We start from the raw sequence: 18,111 nt of genomic DNA, 5'->3' as shown, positions 1-18,111 counted from the left end.
TCGACCCCGCGACCGGCGAGGTGCGGTTCAAGGCCGCCCCCGACTACGAGACCCCGCGCGACCGCGATGGCGACAACATCTACAGCATCATCGTTCACGCCAGCGACGGGAGCATCGCCAGCAGCAGGCCGGTGACCATCGCGGTCACCAACCAGAATGAGGCGCCCACCGGCTTCTTCATTCAAGCGGCGACCCCGCTCAACCATATTGCCAACGGCAGCTTCGAACATTTCACCGAAGGCACGGTCTCGGGCATCGCCAATGGCGGCTATTTCAACCCGGTCGCGACCGGCTGGGAAACGACCTCGGGCTCGATCGACATCGTCGCCGATGGCTATGTTTCGCCGGAAGGCACTTGGCGCGGCAGTGACGGCAGGTATCAACTCGAGCTGGCCAGCGCCACGAGCAACGGCACTATCCGCCAGACGATCAGCGGCTTGCGCGCGGGCGAAACTTACTCCCTGAGCTTCGACCGCGCGGGGCAGGTCGGCCAGGGCACCACGATTGTCGAGGTCGTCTGGAACGGCCAGGTCGTCGGCACCTATGACTCGACCGGACAGTTCAGCAGCTGGACCCATGAGCAGCTAAACCTGACCGCCGCCGCCGGCGACAATGTGCTCGAATTTCGCGAAATCGGTGCCGACGGTAATTGGGCGGCGACCCGCCTTGATAATGTGAGCCTCGTCAGCCGGACCCCCGAATTGTCGATCAACGAGAATGCGGCAGCGGGCACGCTGGTCGCAACGCTTGGCGGTCGCGATGCCGATGCCGGCGAAACTTTCACCTATGCGCTGCTCGACGATGCTGGCGGGCGTTTCGTCATCGACCCCGCCACCGGCCGGATCACCGTGGCGCCAGGTGCGACAATCGATTTCGAGAGCACGCCCAATCTGTCGATCACGGCCCGCGTTACCGACTCCGCGGGCCAAAGCTTCGATCAAACGATCGCGATCGCCGTGAACAATGAGGCGACGACATTGGCCGGAACCGCCGGGGCCGACACGCTGACCGGCACCGCCGAGGAAGACATGCTCCTGGGGTATGACGGGAACGACATCTTGCGCGGCGGGATGGGCAATGACTTCATCAACGGTGGCGCCGGCAACGATATTGCCGTCTTCTCGGGCGACCGCAGCCAGTATCTGATCACCCGGGACGCGCAGGGGCGGGTGACGGTCGCCGATTTGGTGAACGGTCGCGACGGGACCGATATCGTCGTCAATGTCGAGCAGCTGCGCTTCGCCAACGGCACTTTCTCGACGCTTGCGGCGGCGAACCCGGACAATGTCGCGCCCACCGGCTTCACCATTCAGGCATCGACCCCGCTGAACCACATCGTCAACGGTAGTTTCGAGAATTTCAGCGGCGGGATCATCTGGTATGGCGACAATTACGCCTACATCACGCCCAAGGCGACCGGCTGGCAAACCACGGCCGGCACGATCGACATTGTCGCCAACAACTACAGTGGCGGCCTGGGATATTGGACGACTACCGACGGCAAGTATCAAGTTGAGCTGGCTTCTTCTACAACCAATGGCACGATCCGCCAATCCATCGACGGGCTTAAGGCGGGCGACACCTACACGCTCAGCTTCGATCGCAGCGGGCATGTTAACCAAGGCAACACCATCGTCCAAGTCATCTGGAACGGTGTGGTGGTTGGTACCTATGACTCGACCGGCCAGTTCAGCACCTGGACGCACGAGCAACTAAACCTCACCGCCGCCGCGGGCGCCAATGTCCTCGAGTTCCGCGAGATCGGCACCGACGGCAACTGGGCGGCGACCCGGCTGGACAATGTGTCGCTGGTCGCCGCCGCACCCGAGCTCTCGATCAACGAGAATGCGACGGGGGGTACGGTTGTCGGCACCCTTACCGGGATCGACGCCAATGCCGGCGACAGCCTGACCTACGCGTTGCTCGACGATGCGGGCGGGCGCTTCGCGATCGATGCGACGACCGGTCGGATCACGGTCGCGAATGGTGCGGTCATCGATTATGAAAGCACGACCAGCCTCGCGATCACCGTCCGCGTCACCGATGCCGCCGGGCTGACGCACGACGAACGCATCACCATCGGCGTGAACAACGAGATGGCCACCTATGCCGGCACGACGGCGGCCGACACGCTGATCGGAGACCGCGAAGAGAATAATCTGCTTGGTTATGAAGGCGACGATACGCTGCGCGGCAATGGCGGCAATGATCTGCTGGATGGCGGCGCCGGAACCGACATCGCCGTGTTCACCGGCAACCGCGCCGATTACGACTTCCGCCTGAATGCCGATGGCCAGGTGGTCGTGACCGATCGGGTCGCGGACCGCGACGGCACTGATATTCTTGTTAACATTGAGCAAGTAAAGTTCGCGGACGGAACCTTCAACCTGGTGGTGAACAACGGTTCCAGTCCGTCTTTGTCGGGAACAATTTCGGGAGATTACATGGTGGGTAACAGCAGCAGCGAAACCATCTCCGGCGGCGAGGGCAATGACGTGCTCGTCGGCGGGCCGAGTGCTGACAATCTCAGCGGCGGCCCTGGCCATGACGTGATCGTGCTTGGCCTGGCGGACGGTTCTGACGTGGTGAGCGGTGGCACCGGCGGCGGCTGGATCGATACGATCGAACTACACGACGTCGGCGCGCCCACCGCCCCCACCGGTTGGTATGTCGAGCTCGGCGACGGCACCCAGCTTGCGGCCCACACGGCAACGGGCACGTTCGAGACGGGGAATGATGCATCAGGCACGATCCACTTCGCAGACGGCCACACGGTCAATTTCGACGGGATCGAGCGGATCAGCTGGGTATAGCTCGCCGCCTCTGCCGCAAGCGCGTATGCCATGGCGAATGGCTCTGAGCGGCGCCGGCTTCACCGAAGGCTTAGGGGTTTGAGCCACATCGCCCCGAATGCGGGCGACGATCCAGGCCAGCGGATCGCTTCGGCCTTGCGGACGCGGTTGGTTGTTTTGGCGAAGCTATTGTCATCGCGGTCCCAGACGCTGCCAACCAAGGACACGAGCCCGCTTCGGCAACGGGCTCGGGGACAGAATGGTGAAGGTGGACGGGCACTTGCCTACGCAACGGGCGGCGGCCGCCACCTTCGCCAAGCCCCCGCCGCATCGCCGGTTCAGCGCCGTCCCAAGCGGCTTCGCTCCAGCCACCAAAGCGAGGCGGCTGCCACCATCCACCCTAGGAACCAGAGCCACCGCGGCACTGCGAGCGCTGCCGAAGCGACGGTTGCCGGCGTATCTGCCCTGGCGGGTTCGCGATCGCCCAAAGCCGCCAGCGCCCGGGTCGCGTCGCCACGTTCCGCCGCGCTTGCCGACACAAGCGATCCCGCAGGCCGTACGAAGAATGCGATCGCCGGTTCCTCTCCGCGATCGAGATGATGCCACCCGCTTGACCGAGGCCAATAGCCGCCGCAGGAACGCGTCCCCGTGGCGCGATCGCGCAGCACGGGCACCGGCGCCCCCTCGGGCGGTACAACACGCGCCGTGCCAGAGATGAGCCCGCAGAGCGCGACCCGGGTTCCCACTTGGCCGATCGCGGGCGGGTCGGCCGTCGCCGAGCCCGGGCGCGCCACCGCCGCGGCAATATCGCTCCAGAAACGGGCATGGCGCGCCGGGTCGCCGGTCTGTACCCAGGCATAGCTGTCGGTCAGCGACACGATCGCCACGCGGCCAATGCCCAGGGGGCGCCACGCGGCGAGGACCGCGTCGTCCGCCGCGCGCGCGATCGGCACCGCGCCCCCGCCAAAGCCCAGATCGGCCCGTTCGTGATCGGTTGAGGCCGTGCCGTCGATGCGTACCGGCACGAGCCGTCCGCTACCCATGACTGGCAATCCCAGCCGCACCCAACTGGCGCGCACATCCGCAGGGATCGGGCCGCTTGCCCGCAGGATCAGCCCCATGCCGCCGCGCACCAGCGCGATCAGCCGGGCGCGGGCGCCGCCATCCAGCGCCGCCCAGCTGCGATCGTCGAGCATGGTGAGGTCGCTGGGTCTGTCGGCATCAAGATCGCCGATGGCGATGGCACCACCGGTCGCGAAGCGGGCATTCACCGTCATGCCCGCATCGGCCGCCCAACGGCGCAGGAACTTCCATTCGGCCGATGGCGCGCCGCCCGACATGCTCACCCGCAAAGCTTGGCTCGTGGTGACGCGAACGGGAACGTCGGCGGTCTCCACCACCTCGCCCGACCGTACCACGCGGAGGGCGAAGCGGTAGTTGCCAGCGGTGCGCGCGGTTGCCCGCAGCGCGACCGGCGCGGCGTCGTCGCCCGCCAAGACGCGCTCGACGCGCGTCCCGGCGGGATCGAGCAGTTCAATCGACGCCCCTTTCAAGCCGGTGGTCGTCACGCCGACGGTGAACGGCATCCCCGGCGCGATCGCGTCGGGCGCATGGATGCCCGTGATCCCGGGCGGCGGCGGCGTCAGCGCCGGGATCACCGCCATTCCGCGGACGGCGGCCCGATCGTCGCGCGTCAGCCCCCACCCCAGGATGCGCAGCTGTCGCGCCCCGGGATGGCGGCGCAGAGCCGTCGCCAGATCGGGCGCGCGTTCCCCGCTCCAGCCGGGCAGTGCGTTCGGCAGCGCGATAATCGCCTTATTGGCGCCGACCAAGCTGCTGGCCGGCGTCCCTTCGGTCGCGATCGTCAACTCTTCCGCGCCTTCCTCGCCGGTTTCGGGCGCCAGCAGCGCCATGAGCAGCAGCGCGCTCACGAGCTGGAGCGCCACCAGCATCGCCAGCCGGGTTGGTGTCATGCGCCGGGCGTGGCGAACGGTCCGCGCCATTGCCACCACCGTCGCCAGCACGATCAGCGCGTGTGGGATCACCGCGATCGTCGTCATGGGCCGATGGCACGCAGGTAGCGCGTGCCCATCTGGTCCGGCGGGGCGCGGCGTAGCGGCTCGGCGCTCGGCTCGCGCAGCGCGCCCCACAGCCGCGCGCGCAGCGTTTCGCGGCAACGCAAGCATTCGGGTTGGGCCGCGAGCGCGTCGATCGCCTCGGCGAGCGGCAGCGGATTGGCGAGCGCCCCGGGGTTCGCCGCGATCCAGCGTTGCAACGCATGAAGATCGGGCAGGCGACCATCGGACAGCGCCGCCAGCGCAACCTCGGGCGCCGTCGCCGCCACATCTGGGCGCGGCGCGAGCGGCAGCGCGCGATCCGCGATGCCCTCGCGCTTGCCGGTCATGCGCCGGGTGAAATCGACTGGGGGCAGATTAGGGCCGACCCGCGAGAGAAAAATCCGCGTCGCCTGCTGGACCTGTTTGATCGCCGTGAGCGCGCGATGCGCCTCGGGCAACGCGGCGGCGGGCATGGCCTGCCGTAGCGCGCGTTCGGCCTGGAACATGGCGTCGACCGCGCGCTTCAGCGTCGCTCGGGTTTCGGGATCGAACAGCGTCGCGGCTTCGGCCTCGTCATGCGCATGGCCATAATCGGCCAGCACGTCGTCGCTCCGCCCGAACCCGCCTGGGCTGGCGGTGGGCGGTGCCTCACCGGCGTGCTCGCCGCCACTCTCCGCTACTGGCAGGGCATTGTTCTCTTCCTTGGTCTCTTGCCCCAGGAACTGGGTGTAGCGGGCTCGCAGCAGCCGCTGATCCTCGCCGATCGCGTCCGATCGCTCGGCGAAGATATTGGCGGCGATCCGGCGGCGATCCTTCAGCAAGGCTTCGATATCGAGGATGATCTGGCGCTGGCTGCGGAAATAGGCCGGCAGGGTACGCGCGGCGAGGCCCTCAACGCCGGTGCCCTGGGCGTCGCGCGCGGCGGGGTAGCGCAGCAGCACGCTGGAGCTGCGCGCCACCTGCGGGCCGGGCGCGCGCTGATCATGGACGATCAGCTGCACGACTAGATCGGTCGCCGGCGCGAAGCCGAGCGCGCCAAGGTCGATCGACGGCGTGAAGCGCCGCCGTCGCGCCGGCCCAGAGCCGCTAATGGGGATGATCCGCTCGCGAAACCGGACATTCTCTCCCTGGCCCTGCGCGAGCGTGACGCGCAGTTGCGCCGTCGGGGCAACGCCGAAATCGTCGGTGGCTTCGAATGCCAGCGCCCAGCGCTTCTGGCCGGGCGTCGCGATCGTCAGGCTCTGCGCGGGGGCGATCACGCGCACCGCGGGCGGTGCGTCGGGCACGGCGGCGAGGCGGTGGAGCTTCGGGCGCGCCGTTCCCCCCCGCGGCGCCACCCGGTAGAGCATCGTCCGGTCGAGAGTCAGCGCCGCGTACCACCGCGCGCCTTCCCGGCGCAGCGCGATACGGCGCCCATCGAGCAGAAGCAGCGCAGCCGCGGTCGGTTCGGGATCGAAGGCGAGCGTCCATTCGAGCCGACTGCCGATAACGGCCTGCCCATCGAGCGCGCCGGTATCGCGGGCGGGCAGGCGGGTATAAGCGGGCGCGACGATGCGCAGGCGTTGCCCCACCAGGCGCGGTACGCCGGGGATCGCCGCGTCCCCTTCGTCGCTCGGCGCGAGCGGCGGCGTGACGCGGCGCTCGCCCGGGACCAGCGCCAAGCCAGCCACCGCCAACGCCGCCGGTCCCCACAGGATCAGCAGCGCGCGCCACGGGACAGCCGGTGCCAGGTCGACCACCGATGCCGCCGTCAGCCGGTCGCTCAGCCGCGCGCGCTGCAGCCGCGCGAGCGGCGACAGCGTCTCGACCGGGGCGAAGAACAGGTCGCTGCTGTCCTCGAACTCGGGCCGTTCGGCATCCAGCCGGCGCACCAGCCAGTTCCGATCACGGTCGCGCGCGCGCCGCCACGCCACGATGCTGGCCAGGCCGACTCCCGCCAGCCCGATGAGCGACGCGGCCAGCCATCCCGAAAAGCGCAGCGCCATCGCCGCCAACACCAGCACGCCCGGCAGCCATAGCGCGAGCGTGACGATCAGGGTTCGCCGTCGTGCCCGCTCTAGCGCGCGGCCCAGCAGGAACTCGGCGGTCATGGCGCTATGGTCCGGCGTCGGGTGGTGGCGAGCCAGCGCTCGATCAGGAGCAGCACGGCGATCGCCAGCGCGAGCCACGGCTGGAGCGGAACCGCCGGCGGTCGATCGGGTCGCGGTCCGCCCAGCTCGGGGGCGTAAGCGGCGGCGGCCACCCGGCCCGGCGCGGGTGGTGGCGGCGTGACCGTATCGAGCAAGGCGGCCGGAAAGGCCGGTTCCAGCAGCAGCGGGAGATCAAGAGGGCGGAGCAGCCGCACGAAGCGGATCGCTCGCCCTTGGCCAATCATCGCGGCGGTCGCGATCGAACGCCCCTGCGCGTCGCGCCACACGACCTGTCCCGGCGGCAGTGGCTCGGCGGCATCGCGCGGGAGTAGCACGGTGCCCCCGGTCGCCACCCATTCCCGCAGCACCGGCGGCAGGGCATCGCGATCGAGCCAGACGAGCAGCGCATCCCGGGCGGGGCGCGCCACCGACGCGAGCCGCGTCGCCGGCTTGCCCCAGGCCGTCGCCGCCGCTTGGAAATAACGCGCCTCGGCCTCCCGACCAGGGGCGACGTGAAGTACCAGGGGCGGCATCCGTGGCGTTGCCGGTGCCGGCGCGGCGCGGGGCGCGGCATCGGGGACGATCCGCCATGTCACCCGGCGCGACAGCCGCACCCGCTCGGCGCCCGCCCCGTCGAGCGTAGCCGGCACGATCACCGTCAGCGGCGTGCCCGGCGGGAGATCGGCGTCGAGCTGGCGCAACAGGCTGGGGAAATTGACGGGCGGCGGCGGCGCGGGCTGGTCGAGCGGAGGAAAGCCTTCGGCGAGCCACAGGCCACGGACATCGCCCCGCGTCGCTCCGGGCAGCGCGGCAGCGGCGCCGGGCAGCACCGCGACGCGCGGACGGCGATCCGCGACACCGTCGAGCAGCGGTTGCGCCAGGAACAGGGCGATCAGCGCGATCAGCAACAGCCTCACGATCAGCAGCGGCCATTCGTCGAAGCGCAGCCGGCTACGCGGGCGTGGTCGTTGCTCCAGAAAGCGCAGCGCCGCGAACCAGACGAGATCGGGGTCGCTGCGCCGCGCGAGGTGGATCACGAGCGGCAGCACCAGGGCGGCCAATGCAGCGAGCGCGGCGGGCGTGGCGAGCCCGAGGGTCATCGGCGCCAGCTCATGCGGCGCCGCGCGCGAACAGCTCGCGCAGCGGCGCGTCTACGGGATGGTCAAGGGTCAACACGGCATGGCGGATGCCGGCTGCCTCAAAACGCGCGTTAAGCGCGGCTTCGGCTTCGGCGAAGCGGGCCAGATAGGCGTCGCGCAACGCGCGTCCGTCGCCGAGCAGTTCGGCGCCGGTCTCCGGGTCGCGGAAGCGATGCCCGTCCGTGAAGGGGAAGTCGCGCTCCTCGACCGTCAGCAGGCGGATGGCGAGCGTCTCGCGACCCGCGGCGGCGAGGCGCTCGGCCAGCGCCGCCGTGCCTTCATCGAAAAAGTCGCTCAGCACGATCACCAGGTCGCGCGCGCGGATGCGGTTCCACAGCGGCGCCAGCGCCTGCGGCTCGGGCGTGCCGCCCTCGGCCGTCACCGCTTGCAGCGCCAGCCGCAGCGCATCGCGCTGGCGCCCCCCGGTACCAGGGGCGAGCACTACCGGCGCCGCGCCCCCCAGCGTCGCGAAGCCGAACCCATCCCCCTGCTGGATCGCCAGCTCGGCGATGCACAGCGTCAGCAGCCGCGCCGCGTCGAGCCGGGTCAAATCGGGGCGCGCCTGGTCCGCCTGGCGCATTGATCCGCTTGCGTCGATCAACACCCACACCGCCACCGGGCTTTCACGCTCGCTTTCGCGCACGAAAAACTTGTCGGATCGCCCGTAAAGCTTCCAGTCGATCTGGCGCAGGTCGTCTCCCGGCTCGTAAGACCGATATTGCGCGAACTCCAGGCCGGCACCACGGCTGGTGCTGCGATGCCAGCCGACGCCGCGATGCCCGGCGGCATGGCGGGTGACGAGGGCGAGCCGCTTCAGGCGGCTGCGAAGGTCGGCGGGAAGCAGCATGTCCATCGGCGGCGGGCGGTGGTCAAGCGACCCGCAGCTGCCCGACCAGCGCCGCGATCACCGCGTCGGCCTCCATCTGCTCCGCCTCGGCGGCGAAGGACAGCAACAGGCGGTGGCGCAGCACCGGTGCCGCGAGCACCGCCACGTCCTCGCGCGTCGCCGCGAGCCGCCCGTGCAGCAGCGCCCGCGCTTTCGCCGCCAGCACCAGCGATTGGCCGGCGCGAGGCCCTGCTCCCCAGCGGACATAGCGGGTTACGATGTCGGGCGCGCCGTCGCCGGGACGTGTCGCGCGCACCAGCCGGACAATCGCGGCGGTCAGGTCGGGCGATACGTGAACGTCGCGCACCATCGCCTGCAGCACGATCACCGCGTCGCCGTCCATCACCGGCGGCACCGTGGGCGATCGCGTGCCCGTTGTCTGCTGCAGAATGCCGATTTCCTCGGCTTCGTCGGGATAGTCGACCCGGATCTGGAGCAGGAACCGGTCGAGCTGCGCTTCGGGCAGCGGATAGGTGCCGGCCTGTTCGAGCGGGTTCTGCGTCGCCAGCACGAGAAAGGGCGCCGGCAGCTGATAGGTGGTGCCACCATAGCTGACGGTGCGTTCCTGCATCGCCTCGAGCAACGCGGCCTGGGTTTTGGGCGGGGTACGATTGAGTTCGTCGGCGAGCAGCAGGTTGGTAAAGACCGGCCCCTGTTGAAAACGGAACGAGCGATGGCCCGTGCCATGATCCTCTTCGAGCAATTCGGTGCCGAGAATGTCCGACGGCATCAGATCGGGGGTGAACTGAACGCGGCGGAAAGTCAGCTCCAGCGCCGCGCCCAAGGATCGGACGAGCAAGGTCTTGCCCAGCCCCGGCACGCCTTCCAGCAGGCAGTGCCCACCCGCGAACAGCCCGATCAACAACTGCTCGACAACCGCGTCCTGACCGATGATCGCCTGGCCGATCGCGGCTTTCAGCGCGCCAAGCTGCTCGATCCGCCGCGCGATTTCCGCCTCGCCGATCGCCACGCTCATGCCCGCCGATCCGGCATCACGCGGCGAGCGCATACATGACAATGTTCACCCCGAAGCGCGTATTGTCTTGCGCCAGAAATCGCTTGTTGCGCCAATCGTAATCCCATTCGCAACCATAATCCTTGTTCGAATAGAGCAATTGGAGCCGGCCGTTGATCGTGATGCCCTTCACATAATCGTGCACAAGGTCATCACCCCAGCCATTCAACTCAAGGCTGGTATTGGGTGGCCCATCGAATTTGAAGAAACTACGGAATATAGGGTGATTGTTCGGGAGTTTTTTCAGAGCGTCCCTGCCGAACATTTTCGCCATTTCGGCTTCGAACGATTTAGCGAACAGGCCATCGATATCATGGTTGCAATCATCGACAAGCACGAAGCCGCCGTTGCGTACGTAGGTCGCGAAATTGCGCCGCTCGGCGGCCGAGAACTCCACCAATTTGTGGCCGGCCAGATAACAGAAGGGCGCCGTGAGCATCTTGGGATCAGCCAGCGCGACGACATGCTCCTTCGGATCGACCCGTAAGCTGGTATAGTCGATCAACGAGGTTATCAGGTTGCTCGGCATCCGCTCATCGACGTTCCAGTCACCCGAATCATAGCGTAACCGGGTGAACCAGAAATCATAACCGCCAGCCCCGCGCGCGGCGCGGGGTATCAGGGTCGCCGCCGCGAGCCCGCCCGCCAACAGGCGCAGAAATTCGGCGCGCGTCATCGCAGCACGCGGCGCGGCCTACACCGCGTCGGAAAGCGAGGTGAAGGTGAAGTCGCGCAGCTTCATCGGCGGCACCACGATTTCCACCGATACTTCATCGGGCGGCACCCGCACCGGGCGGCCCAGCTCCTCGATATTGTTGAGCATGATTACCGGGCTCTCGTTGAAGCGGAAATTCTTGATCGGATATTTGATCTCGCCATTCTCGATATAGAAGGTGCCGTCGCGGGTCAGACCGGTCAGCAGCACGGTCTGCGGATCGACCAGGCGGATGTACCAGGTCCGCGTCACCAGAATGCCACGTTCGGTCGACCGCACCAGCTCGGCGGTCGACTTGGTGCCGCCCAGCATGATGAGATTGCCCGGCGCGCCCTTGGCGGTCTTGCCCTGCTTCTGCGCCCAGTAGCGCGAATAGATCAGGTTCGCGACCTTGCCGTCCTTGACGAAATCCTGCCGCTCGCGAGGCAGCGCATCGTCGTCCCACGGATATACCGGCGCGACCGGATCGGCGGGATCGGAATAGATGTTCACCTGCGGGCCGAACACCTGTTCGCCCAGCTTGTTGCCGCCGCCTTTCTTGGCGAGGAAGCTGCGGCCCTCATCGGCCGAACGCGCATCGAAGAAGCCGGCCATGAAGCCGATCAGGCCGGCGGCGGCCACCGGCTCCAGGATGACGGTGTATTTGCCCGGCTCGAGCGCCTTCGCCTCGGCCGAGGCCGATGCCTTGCGCATCGCGATCCGGATCGCCTGATCGGCGACGAAATCGGCGGGATCGGTGACCGAGGCGCCGACCCAGCCCGATCCGCGGCCGTCATCGGTGCGCACGGTGCAGGTATATTCCAGCCCCGTCGCCTTCTGATATCCCCAATTGCCGTTGGAATTGGCGACGGCCACGAAACGGTGCTGATCTTGGAAGAAGCCCGCCGCGACCAGTTTCGACGCCTTGCACGGGGTGATCGAATCGGCCGCGACCTTGGCGCGGAACTCGGGCGTGATCGCGGCCGTCTTGGCGTTGAAGGTCGGCGTCGGCTTGTAGCTCTGCTTCGGGACCGCCGGCACGAACTCGGGATTTTCGGGTGCCAGGCGCGCAAGCTCCTCCGCGCGGCGGACGCACCGCTCCAGCGAGCCATCGTCGAACTGGTTGATCGTCGCGATCCCCACCCGCTTGCCGAACGCGACTTCCACCACCAGCGAGCAATCATCGACGATGCCGCTGGTCGATACGCTGTTGCGCGCGAAGCGGATATTGCCCGCGGTCGATCCGCTCATCACCGCGGAGCACTGATCGGCCTTCGACATGCGAACGACCTTGGTGAGGATCGCCTTGGCCTGTTCTTCGGAAAAGATGGTCATGTCTTGATGCCTCCCGATCAGCCCAGCGAGCGCGCGGTGTTGATCACGTTGATACCGTCGAACCGCGCCGTGGCGGCGCCATGCGACACGGCGGAGACTTGCGGCGGCTGACCCTTGCCATCGAAGAAGCTGCCGTTCAGGCGATAGTCGCGCTCATCGCAAACGGCGCTGCACGCGTTCCAGAATTCCGGCGTGCGGATCTGATAGGCAACGTCCTCGATCTGCTGAGTGATCTTGCCGTTCTTGATCTCGAAGAACAACTGCCCGCCAAACTGTGCGTTATAGCGCTGCTGGTCGATGGAGAAGCTGCCGTCGCCGACAATGTAGATGCCGTTCTCCACCCCCGCGACCATTTCGGCGGGGGTTATCTTCTTGCTGCCGGGCTGCAGCGACACATTGGCCATGCGCTGGAACTGCACCGATGACCAGCTGTCGGCATAGCAGCAACCGTCCGACGCCGCCTTGCTCAGGATATGCGCCTGGTCGCGCACCACTTGGTAATCGACCAGCTTGCCCTGGGCGATCAGATCCCAGCGCTTGGTCTTCACCCCCTCGTCATCATAGCCGACCGCGCCAAGCGAGTTGGGTTGAATCTTGTCGGCGACGATATTCACATTGGCGCTGCCATATTGGAAGCGCGCGTCGCGCTTATCCATCGTCGCGAAGCTGGTGCCCGCGTAATTGGCTTCGTAGCCCAGCACACGATCGAGCTCGAGCGGGTGGCCGACCGATTCATGGATCGTCAGCCACAAATGGGTGGGATCGAGCACGAGATCATATTTGCCCGGCTTGACCGAAGGCGCCTTCAGCTTGGCGGCCGCATCCTTCGCGGCGGCGATCGCGTCTTCCTTCATGTCGTAGCTGTTGCGGTAAACCGTGGTGCCCGAAGGCAGCACGATCTTTTCGGATGGCGTGCCGTCGAGATATTCGAACCCCATCCCCATCGGCGCCGACAAACCACTGCGCGATCGAAACTTGCCGGTCGCCTTGTCGACCACCGTCACCGTGATCGGCGCCCAGATGCGGTGGACATCCTGATCGATGTAAGACCCGTCGGTCGAGGCGAAATACTTCTGCTCGTTGACGAGAAACAGCAGCGAATTCACAAAGTTGGCGCCGTTGGCCAGCGCGGCAGCGTTGACGCCGAGCAGCAGGTCCGCCTTGTCCTTCACCGGCACGGTCATCGAGTTCTTGGCGATCGGGGTCCGCCACTTGACTTCGCCAACGCCTGGGGTTGGCGCCAAGCGCACCGGTTCGGCCTGAAACTTGGCATTGGCCTTCGCGATCGCGGTCGCCTGGCGCGCGGCATTGGCGACGCCATCGGGGCTAAGGTCGTTGGTCGCCGCGAACCCCCAGGCACCACCCGCGATCACGCGCACGCCGGCACCGGTCGATTCGGTGTTGACGACATTTTCGACATGCGCGTCGCGGGTGATGACGAACTGGCGCAGATAGCGGCCGATCCGCACGTCGCAATAGGTGGCGCCGGCGCCGGTCGCGGCGTTGAGCGCGACATCCGCCAGGCGCTTCTTGAGCGCGGGATCGATCGCGCTGTCGAGCGCTTCGGCCGCGATCGCGCGTCCCCAACCCGCGGGCAGCAGCGATGCGCCCAGACCAAGCCCACTCAGAGCCAAGAAGTCACGTCGAAGCACTTGGACCATCCCCCGATCGGGCCGGCGGAAGCTCACGCACCGCCAGCGTTCGCGAGGCGCCGGGACGGCGCCGCCCGGCCGCTACATGCATCGGTGTACTGCTGACGTCAAACGCCTTTTACGGAAATATCGGGCAATGCCGCCAATGCGTTAATTCAGAGCCGGCGGCGGCGAGGATTGACGCGGCCGCATCGCAAGTTGTCCGCGCATCCGGGCTGCCACTACCATATCCGCCGCGACCGGTTCGCGCACCTATTCGGCAGGCCCGGGCAACGCCTCTTCACACGACCTATATCAATTCGCGCAAGTCTCGGAGTTGGGAAATCTGCGCCTGAACATTCGCTCTTTGTTCTGGTCCAGGCTGGAAATTCAGACTGAACATGGCGAATGAAATGGTGCGATCCACCAAAGTCGCCAAGTAGCGAGGGTCGGCGCTGCTCAAGGCATCGGCCTTATTAAGCTTCACGTCTTGCTGATAGCGCAGACTTTCTTGCCATAGGGCGGATTCAAGATCGGCGCGCTGGGCGAAACTCAGATTCGCCGTCTTGGCTTCCCAGGCCGCCTTGAAATCCGCCGGGGCATTGGTCGACGGGAAAACGAAGGTTTGCGCGGTCCCGACGGACGTCATGCCGTTCTTGTCGACATCCTGCGACAGGCTGCGCGGCAATAGCAGGTTGACGGCTCCCTCGACGGAAAGTGATTCCGGCCTGATCGGGTCGGCAAGACTTTGCACCGACTGGAGCGTCGTCAACTCGGCGGCGCTGAGCCGCGCGAGAAATGACCGGGGATCGTCGGCGAGCCCCGAATTTAGGAACTTGTCGAAAATATCCACGAACCTCGGCAATTCGTGATCGAGCATTTCCAAATAATCCGCGCTCGCGCCGTCCTTTTCGGCCTGCACGCGTCGCTCCGCGAGCGCGCTCTTCACGTCGACCGGGGAAATAGCGGACAGAATAACCGAGATGTCGCCGTTCGAGGAGGAACCCGTATCAGCGGTCTTTGGCATGGGTCCGGATGTCGAACGCAGAACATTAGCAAAACGAGCGGATGCATCATCCGAAGGTGGTTGAGAACGCCCAGGGCCTTGGAGTTTAACGAAGCCCCTGGTATCGACCGGCGCTGCGGTTCCCATTTAGTCTTGATCCCGTTTTGTGACGTGTCATCTTAATTTATACACTATGGTTGATTTATAGTTAAAGACCCCTATCCGACTTTCACTAGATGGATATACCATTGTACTGCTGGAAACAATATTTACGGGATCGGGTTTTTAATATACAAATGGGCGCCGTAATAAGCACTTGCGGAAGCACCGGGGCATCGCTGATCGGCCACTTTTCGGTCGCGAAGCCGTGATTTTTTCTTTCGCGGAAGCGCCTGCCGAATTCCATGTTCGCCTTCTCCGACTGACGGCGCCCAAGATGCACGTCTCCAGACGGCGAATTTTCCCGCCTGTGTACGCTTGCCACTCACTTGTGCAGCAGACCTACTGTCAGACAATCACTGTTGCATGTCGCTAAAGCACCAAGCTAAGTATCCTGTGCAAAAGGGGGAATCGCGGTGGATGCACTTCGGTTGGACGGTGTCGTTAAGCGATTTGGCGACTTCACGGCTGTCGATGACCTAAGCTTCGCCGTCGCGCCTGGCGAGGTGTTCGGTTTTCTGGGCGGCAATGGCGCGGGCAAGACGACGTCGTTGCGCATGGTGCTGGACATATTGCGGCCCGATAGGGGCAGCATCGCCGTGCTTGGCAAGCCACCAGGACGCCAAGCGAGTGCTCGTCTGGGTTTCCTACCGGAGGAGCGCGGGCTCTACCGCTCGATGACCGCCATCGACACCATTGTGTATTTCGGCCGGTTGAAGGGCATGACTCCCCCAGATGCAAAGCGCGAAGGGCTGACGCTGCTCGATCGGTTCGGACTGGGGGCGTTCGCCAAGACCACCGTCGATAAATTGTCCAAGGGCATGGCGCAGAAGGTTCAACTCGCCACCGCGGTCGTGAATAAACCGGATCTGCTGATCCTCGACGAACCCTTTTCCGGCCTCGATCCGGTCAATCAAGGTTTGCTGGAGCAGGAAATACTGGCGGCGGCCAAGCACGGGGCGGCGGTGGTGTTCTCCACGCACGTCATGCAGCATGCCGAAAGGCTGTGCGATCGTCTGCTGTTCCTTGCGCATGGTCGCAAGCAGTTCGAAGGAACGCAGGACGGCGCGCGCGGAACGCTGCCAGTAGGGCTAACGCTGGTAGCCTTGCAGTCGCCGATGTCATTGCCAGGTGTCGAAAGAGCAAAGGAGATTGGCGCCGTTGACGCCGATGGCTGGCGGGCGTGGGACGTACGGCTCGCCCCCGGCGGCGATCCTGGAGACCTGTTGCGACACTGCACCGCGCACGGCTTCGCGCTGCGACGCTTCGAGCAGCATCGGGCCAGCATGCATGACGTTTTTCTTCATATCGTCGGCAGCGCGGAGAGCAGGCAATGATCCAGCACATCATGCTCGTGGCTTCGCGCGAGTTTCGCCAGATCGCCGGCACCCGCAGCTTCTGGATCACCCTGCTGCTGCTGCCCGGCATATTTGTGCTCGCGCCGTTGACCAAGCGCTTCACCGATCGGTCCAACACTGAAACGGTGATGCTGATCGACAAGAGCGGCGGCGGCGTGGCGACGGCGATCCGCCGTCAGATCGAGGTCGGCGAGCAGCGTCAGGTGCTGATCAAGCTCGCCAGCTATGTTAAGCGCCACGACCTCCGGCGCGCAGCCCCCGAAGCGATCTGGACCCGCGATGCCCGCTGGTTCGGCGATGCCGATGTCGATGCGTTCGTCGCCGCGGGCGGGCTCAAGGCGGCACGCGCGAGCATTGCCAAGATCGCACCTGAGGATGCAAGAAAGTTCGAGGCTCCCGAACCTGATTACCGGCTCGTTCCGGCGCCTCCTGAACTCGCCCACGCGCCCGTGGCGACAATCGACAGGCAGCTCGAACCTTTGCTCCGTCCGGCCGACAAATCCGGGCGTAAGCCGATCGACTATATTGTGTTGATCCCCTCCGATTTCGGCACTTCGCCCGTCGTGCGACTATGGGCCAATGGGCAGCCGCGATCGTCCTTCATTGCTGTGCTGCAGGGCGTGCTGACTGGCGAGCTGCGAACGCGCTTTCTTCGGTCGCACGGGGTCGCGGCCGATACGGCCACGATCGCCAGCGCGATCACGCCCGCGATCAGCGTGACGACGCCGCCGGAAGGCAGCGGGCGCGAACGGGTGATCATCCGCTCGATCCTGCCGCTTGCCAGCGCTTATATCCTGATGATGTCCCTGCTGTTGTCAGGCAGCTGGATGCTGCAGGGGGCGATCGAGGAACGCAGCAACAAGCTGATCGAAACCGTGCTTGCCTGTGTCACCCCCAACGAATTGATGTACGGCAAGTTGGTCGGCACGGTCGGCATCGGGCTGACGATGGTCCTTACCTGGGTCGCCTGCGGCTTGTTCGCGGCCTTTGCGACGCAGGGTGAGATCGCCGAGTTGATCAGGCCCGCGCTTGAGCCGGTTTCGTCGGCTGAAAGCATCGCAACGATTATCTTCTTCTTTGTGGCCGGCTATCTGATGGTTTCGATGATCTTTCTGGTGATCGGCGTGATGAGCGAATCGATGCGCGACGCGCAGGGTTATCTGACCCCGGTGATCATGGTCATCATGATCCCCTTCACGCTGCTGCTCCAATCGATCCTGGCAGGCAAAGGCGGCTTATTGCTCGACGTGATGACCTGGATCCCACTCTACACGCCGTTCGCCGTGCTGGGGCGACTGGGGTCGGGCATCCCCGCGTGGCAAGTCATCGGCTCTGGTGCGGTGCTGGTCGCGTTCCTCGTCGTTGAAGTCGTCCTTCTGGGCCGGGTCTTCCGCGCGAACCTGCTGGCCGCTGGTGCCCGACCGAGCCTCAAAGTCATCATGGGAATGATGCGGCAAAGAACTTAGGCCAGGGCGAGCGCGGTACGGGGCCACAGGGCGTTGCCCTGCTCCCGCTAGGCCCCTCGATCTGATGTAGCGTCTGCCCTGACGAGGGAGCAGGTGGCTCCGCTGCCGACTGCCGCGAAGTGCCGCAAGCACCGGCTGAGCCCGGCGAAGTTCTGCAAGCTGAAGGCGAAGCATGGCGGTTGGAGGTGTCCCATGCACGGTGGCGGCATTGGCTCTAGCCTGAGAATGACACGCCCAAGCGGGTGCTGACCGTGAGCGTGCTGGCCCCTTGGCGGCGCCCGTCGGTGGCGTATCTTGCCAATCAACCATGACGCCACACCGCGCAACGACGATCGTACGCTTCGGTCAACCTATCGACGAACTCCAGACGCGGGTGTGCCTGTGTCCAACAACCCGATCATCGTGTCAGGTCCGATCGCAGCCCCCGAAACTGGCGAAGCCGGT

12 protein-coding genes are annotated in these 18,111 nt (G+C 65.8%); 3 read left to right on the top strand and 9 right to left on the bottom strand.

What is annotated here, in order from left to right; all coding sequences use genetic code 11:
* A partial coding sequence (locus tag K2X73_RS10890) for a cadherin domain-containing protein (protein WP_294110774.1) occupies positions 1-2,813 on the top strand: 2,813 nt, incomplete at its 5' end.
* A gap of 317 nt (positions 2,814-3,130) precedes the next feature.
* Here K2X73_RS10890 and K2X73_RS10885 read toward each other — a convergent pair.
* The 9 genes from K2X73_RS10885 to K2X73_RS10845 form a co-directional block, all read right to left on the bottom strand.
* A complete protein-coding gene (locus tag K2X73_RS10885) occupies positions 3,131-4,852 on the bottom strand; it encodes a hypothetical protein (RefSeq protein WP_294110772.1) in 1,722 nt (573 codons plus the stop codon).
* Positions 4,849-6,939, bottom strand: a complete 2,091-nt coding sequence (locus tag K2X73_RS10880) for a DUF4175 domain-containing protein (protein WP_294110770.1) — start codon at positions 6,937-6,939, stop codon at positions 4,849-4,851. Before K2X73_RS10880 ends, K2X73_RS10885 begins: the two co-directional genes overlap by 4 nt.
* A complete protein-coding gene (locus K2X73_RS10875; RefSeq protein ID WP_294110768.1) occupies positions 6,936-8,078 on the bottom strand; it encodes a BatA domain-containing protein in 1,143 nt (380 codons plus the stop codon). Before K2X73_RS10875 ends, K2X73_RS10880 begins: the two co-directional genes overlap by 4 nt.
* A gap of 10 nt (positions 8,079-8,088) precedes the next feature.
* A complete protein-coding gene (locus tag K2X73_RS10870) occupies positions 8,089-8,970 on the bottom strand; it encodes a DUF58 domain-containing protein (RefSeq protein ID WP_294110766.1) in 882 nt (293 codons plus the stop codon).
* Between the two features lie 16 nt (positions 8,971-8,986).
* Positions 8,987-10,012 (bottom strand): MoxR family ATPase, encoded by a 1,026-nt coding sequence (locus K2X73_RS10865; RefSeq protein ID WP_294110764.1) that lies wholly within the window; start codon positions 10,010-10,012, stop codon positions 8,987-8,989.
* The gene (locus K2X73_RS10860) at positions 9,996-10,694 is read right to left on the bottom strand and encodes a DUF4159 domain-containing protein (protein ID WP_294110762.1); all 699 of its coding nucleotides are present in this window, start codon (positions 10,692-10,694) and stop codon (positions 9,996-9,998) included. Before K2X73_RS10860 ends, K2X73_RS10865 begins: the two co-directional genes overlap by 17 nt.
* 18 nt (positions 10,695-10,712) lie before the next feature.
* The gene (locus K2X73_RS10855; protein WP_294110760.1) at positions 10,713-12,047 is read right to left on the bottom strand and encodes a TldD/PmbA family protein; all 1,335 of its coding nucleotides are present in this window, start codon (positions 12,045-12,047) and stop codon (positions 10,713-10,715) included.
* A gap of 17 nt (positions 12,048-12,064) precedes the next feature.
* Complete coding sequence (locus K2X73_RS10850; protein WP_294110759.1) at positions 12,065-13,708, bottom strand: TldD/PmbA family protein; 1,644 nt, start codon at positions 13,706-13,708, stop codon at positions 12,065-12,067.
* Positions 13,709-13,988: 280 nt separating this feature from the next.
* Positions 13,989-14,705, bottom strand: a complete 717-nt coding sequence (locus tag K2X73_RS10845; RefSeq protein ID WP_294110758.1) for a hypothetical protein — start codon at positions 14,703-14,705, stop codon at positions 13,989-13,991.
* A gap of 554 nt (positions 14,706-15,259) precedes the next feature.
* Between K2X73_RS10845 and K2X73_RS10840 the strand changes: the two genes are divergently transcribed.
* Both K2X73_RS10840 and K2X73_RS10835 read left to right on the top strand, forming a co-directional pair.
* Positions 15,260-16,180, top strand: a complete 921-nt coding sequence (locus K2X73_RS10840; protein ID WP_294110756.1) for an ATP-binding cassette domain-containing protein — start codon at positions 15,260-15,262, stop codon at positions 16,178-16,180.
* Complete coding sequence (locus K2X73_RS10835; protein WP_294110752.1) at positions 16,177-17,667, top strand: ABC transporter permease; 1,491 nt, start codon at positions 16,177-16,179, stop codon at positions 17,665-17,667. Before K2X73_RS10840 ends, K2X73_RS10835 begins: the two co-directional genes overlap by 4 nt.
* Positions 17,668-18,111 lie beyond the last annotated feature (444 nt).

Origin of the sequence: Sphingomonas sp. (genome assembly GCF_019746665.1) — a bacterium.
Classification (GTDB): domain Bacteria; phylum Pseudomonadota; class Alphaproteobacteria; order Sphingomonadales; family Sphingomonadaceae; genus Sphingomonas.
This window is presented reverse-complemented; position numbering and strand designations above follow the sequence as displayed.

Excerpts from the sequence above, each read along its gene's own strand:
- K2X73_RS10885 (WP_294110772.1), bottom strand. The coding sequence starts at position 4,852 with ATGACGACGATCGCGGTGATCCCACACGCGCTGATCGTGCTGGCGACG.
- K2X73_RS10850 (WP_294110759.1), bottom strand. The coding sequence starts at position 13,708 with ATGGTCCAAGTGCTTCGACGTGACTTCTTGGCTCTGAGTGGGCTTGGT.
- K2X73_RS10870 (WP_294110766.1), bottom strand. The coding sequence starts at position 8,970 with ATGGACATGCTGCTTCCCGCCGACCTTCGCAGCCGCCTGAAGCGGCTC.
- K2X73_RS10835 (WP_294110752.1), top strand. The coding sequence starts at position 16,177 with ATGATCCAGCACATCATGCTCGTGGCTTCGCGCGAGTTTCGCCAGATC.
- K2X73_RS10855 (WP_294110760.1), bottom strand. The coding sequence starts at position 12,047 with ATGACCATCTTTTCCGAAGAACAGGCCAAGGCGATCCTCACCAAGGTC.
- K2X73_RS10880 (WP_294110770.1), bottom strand. The coding sequence starts at position 6,939 with ATGACCGCCGAGTTCCTGCTGGGCCGCGCGCTAGAGCGGGCACGACGG.
- K2X73_RS10865 (WP_294110764.1), bottom strand. The coding sequence starts at position 10,012 with ATGCGCTCGCCGCGTGATGCCGGATCGGCGGGCATGAGCGTGGCGATC.
- K2X73_RS10845 (WP_294110758.1), bottom strand. The coding sequence starts at position 14,705 with ATGCCAAAGACCGCTGATACGGGTTCCTCCTCGAACGGCGACATCTCG.
- K2X73_RS10875 (WP_294110768.1), bottom strand. The coding sequence starts at position 8,078 with ATGACCCTCGGGCTCGCCACGCCCGCCGCGCTCGCTGCATTGGCCGCC.
- K2X73_RS10860 (WP_294110762.1), bottom strand. The coding sequence starts at position 10,694 with ATGACGCGCGCCGAATTTCTGCGCCTGTTGGCGGGCGGGCTCGCGGCG.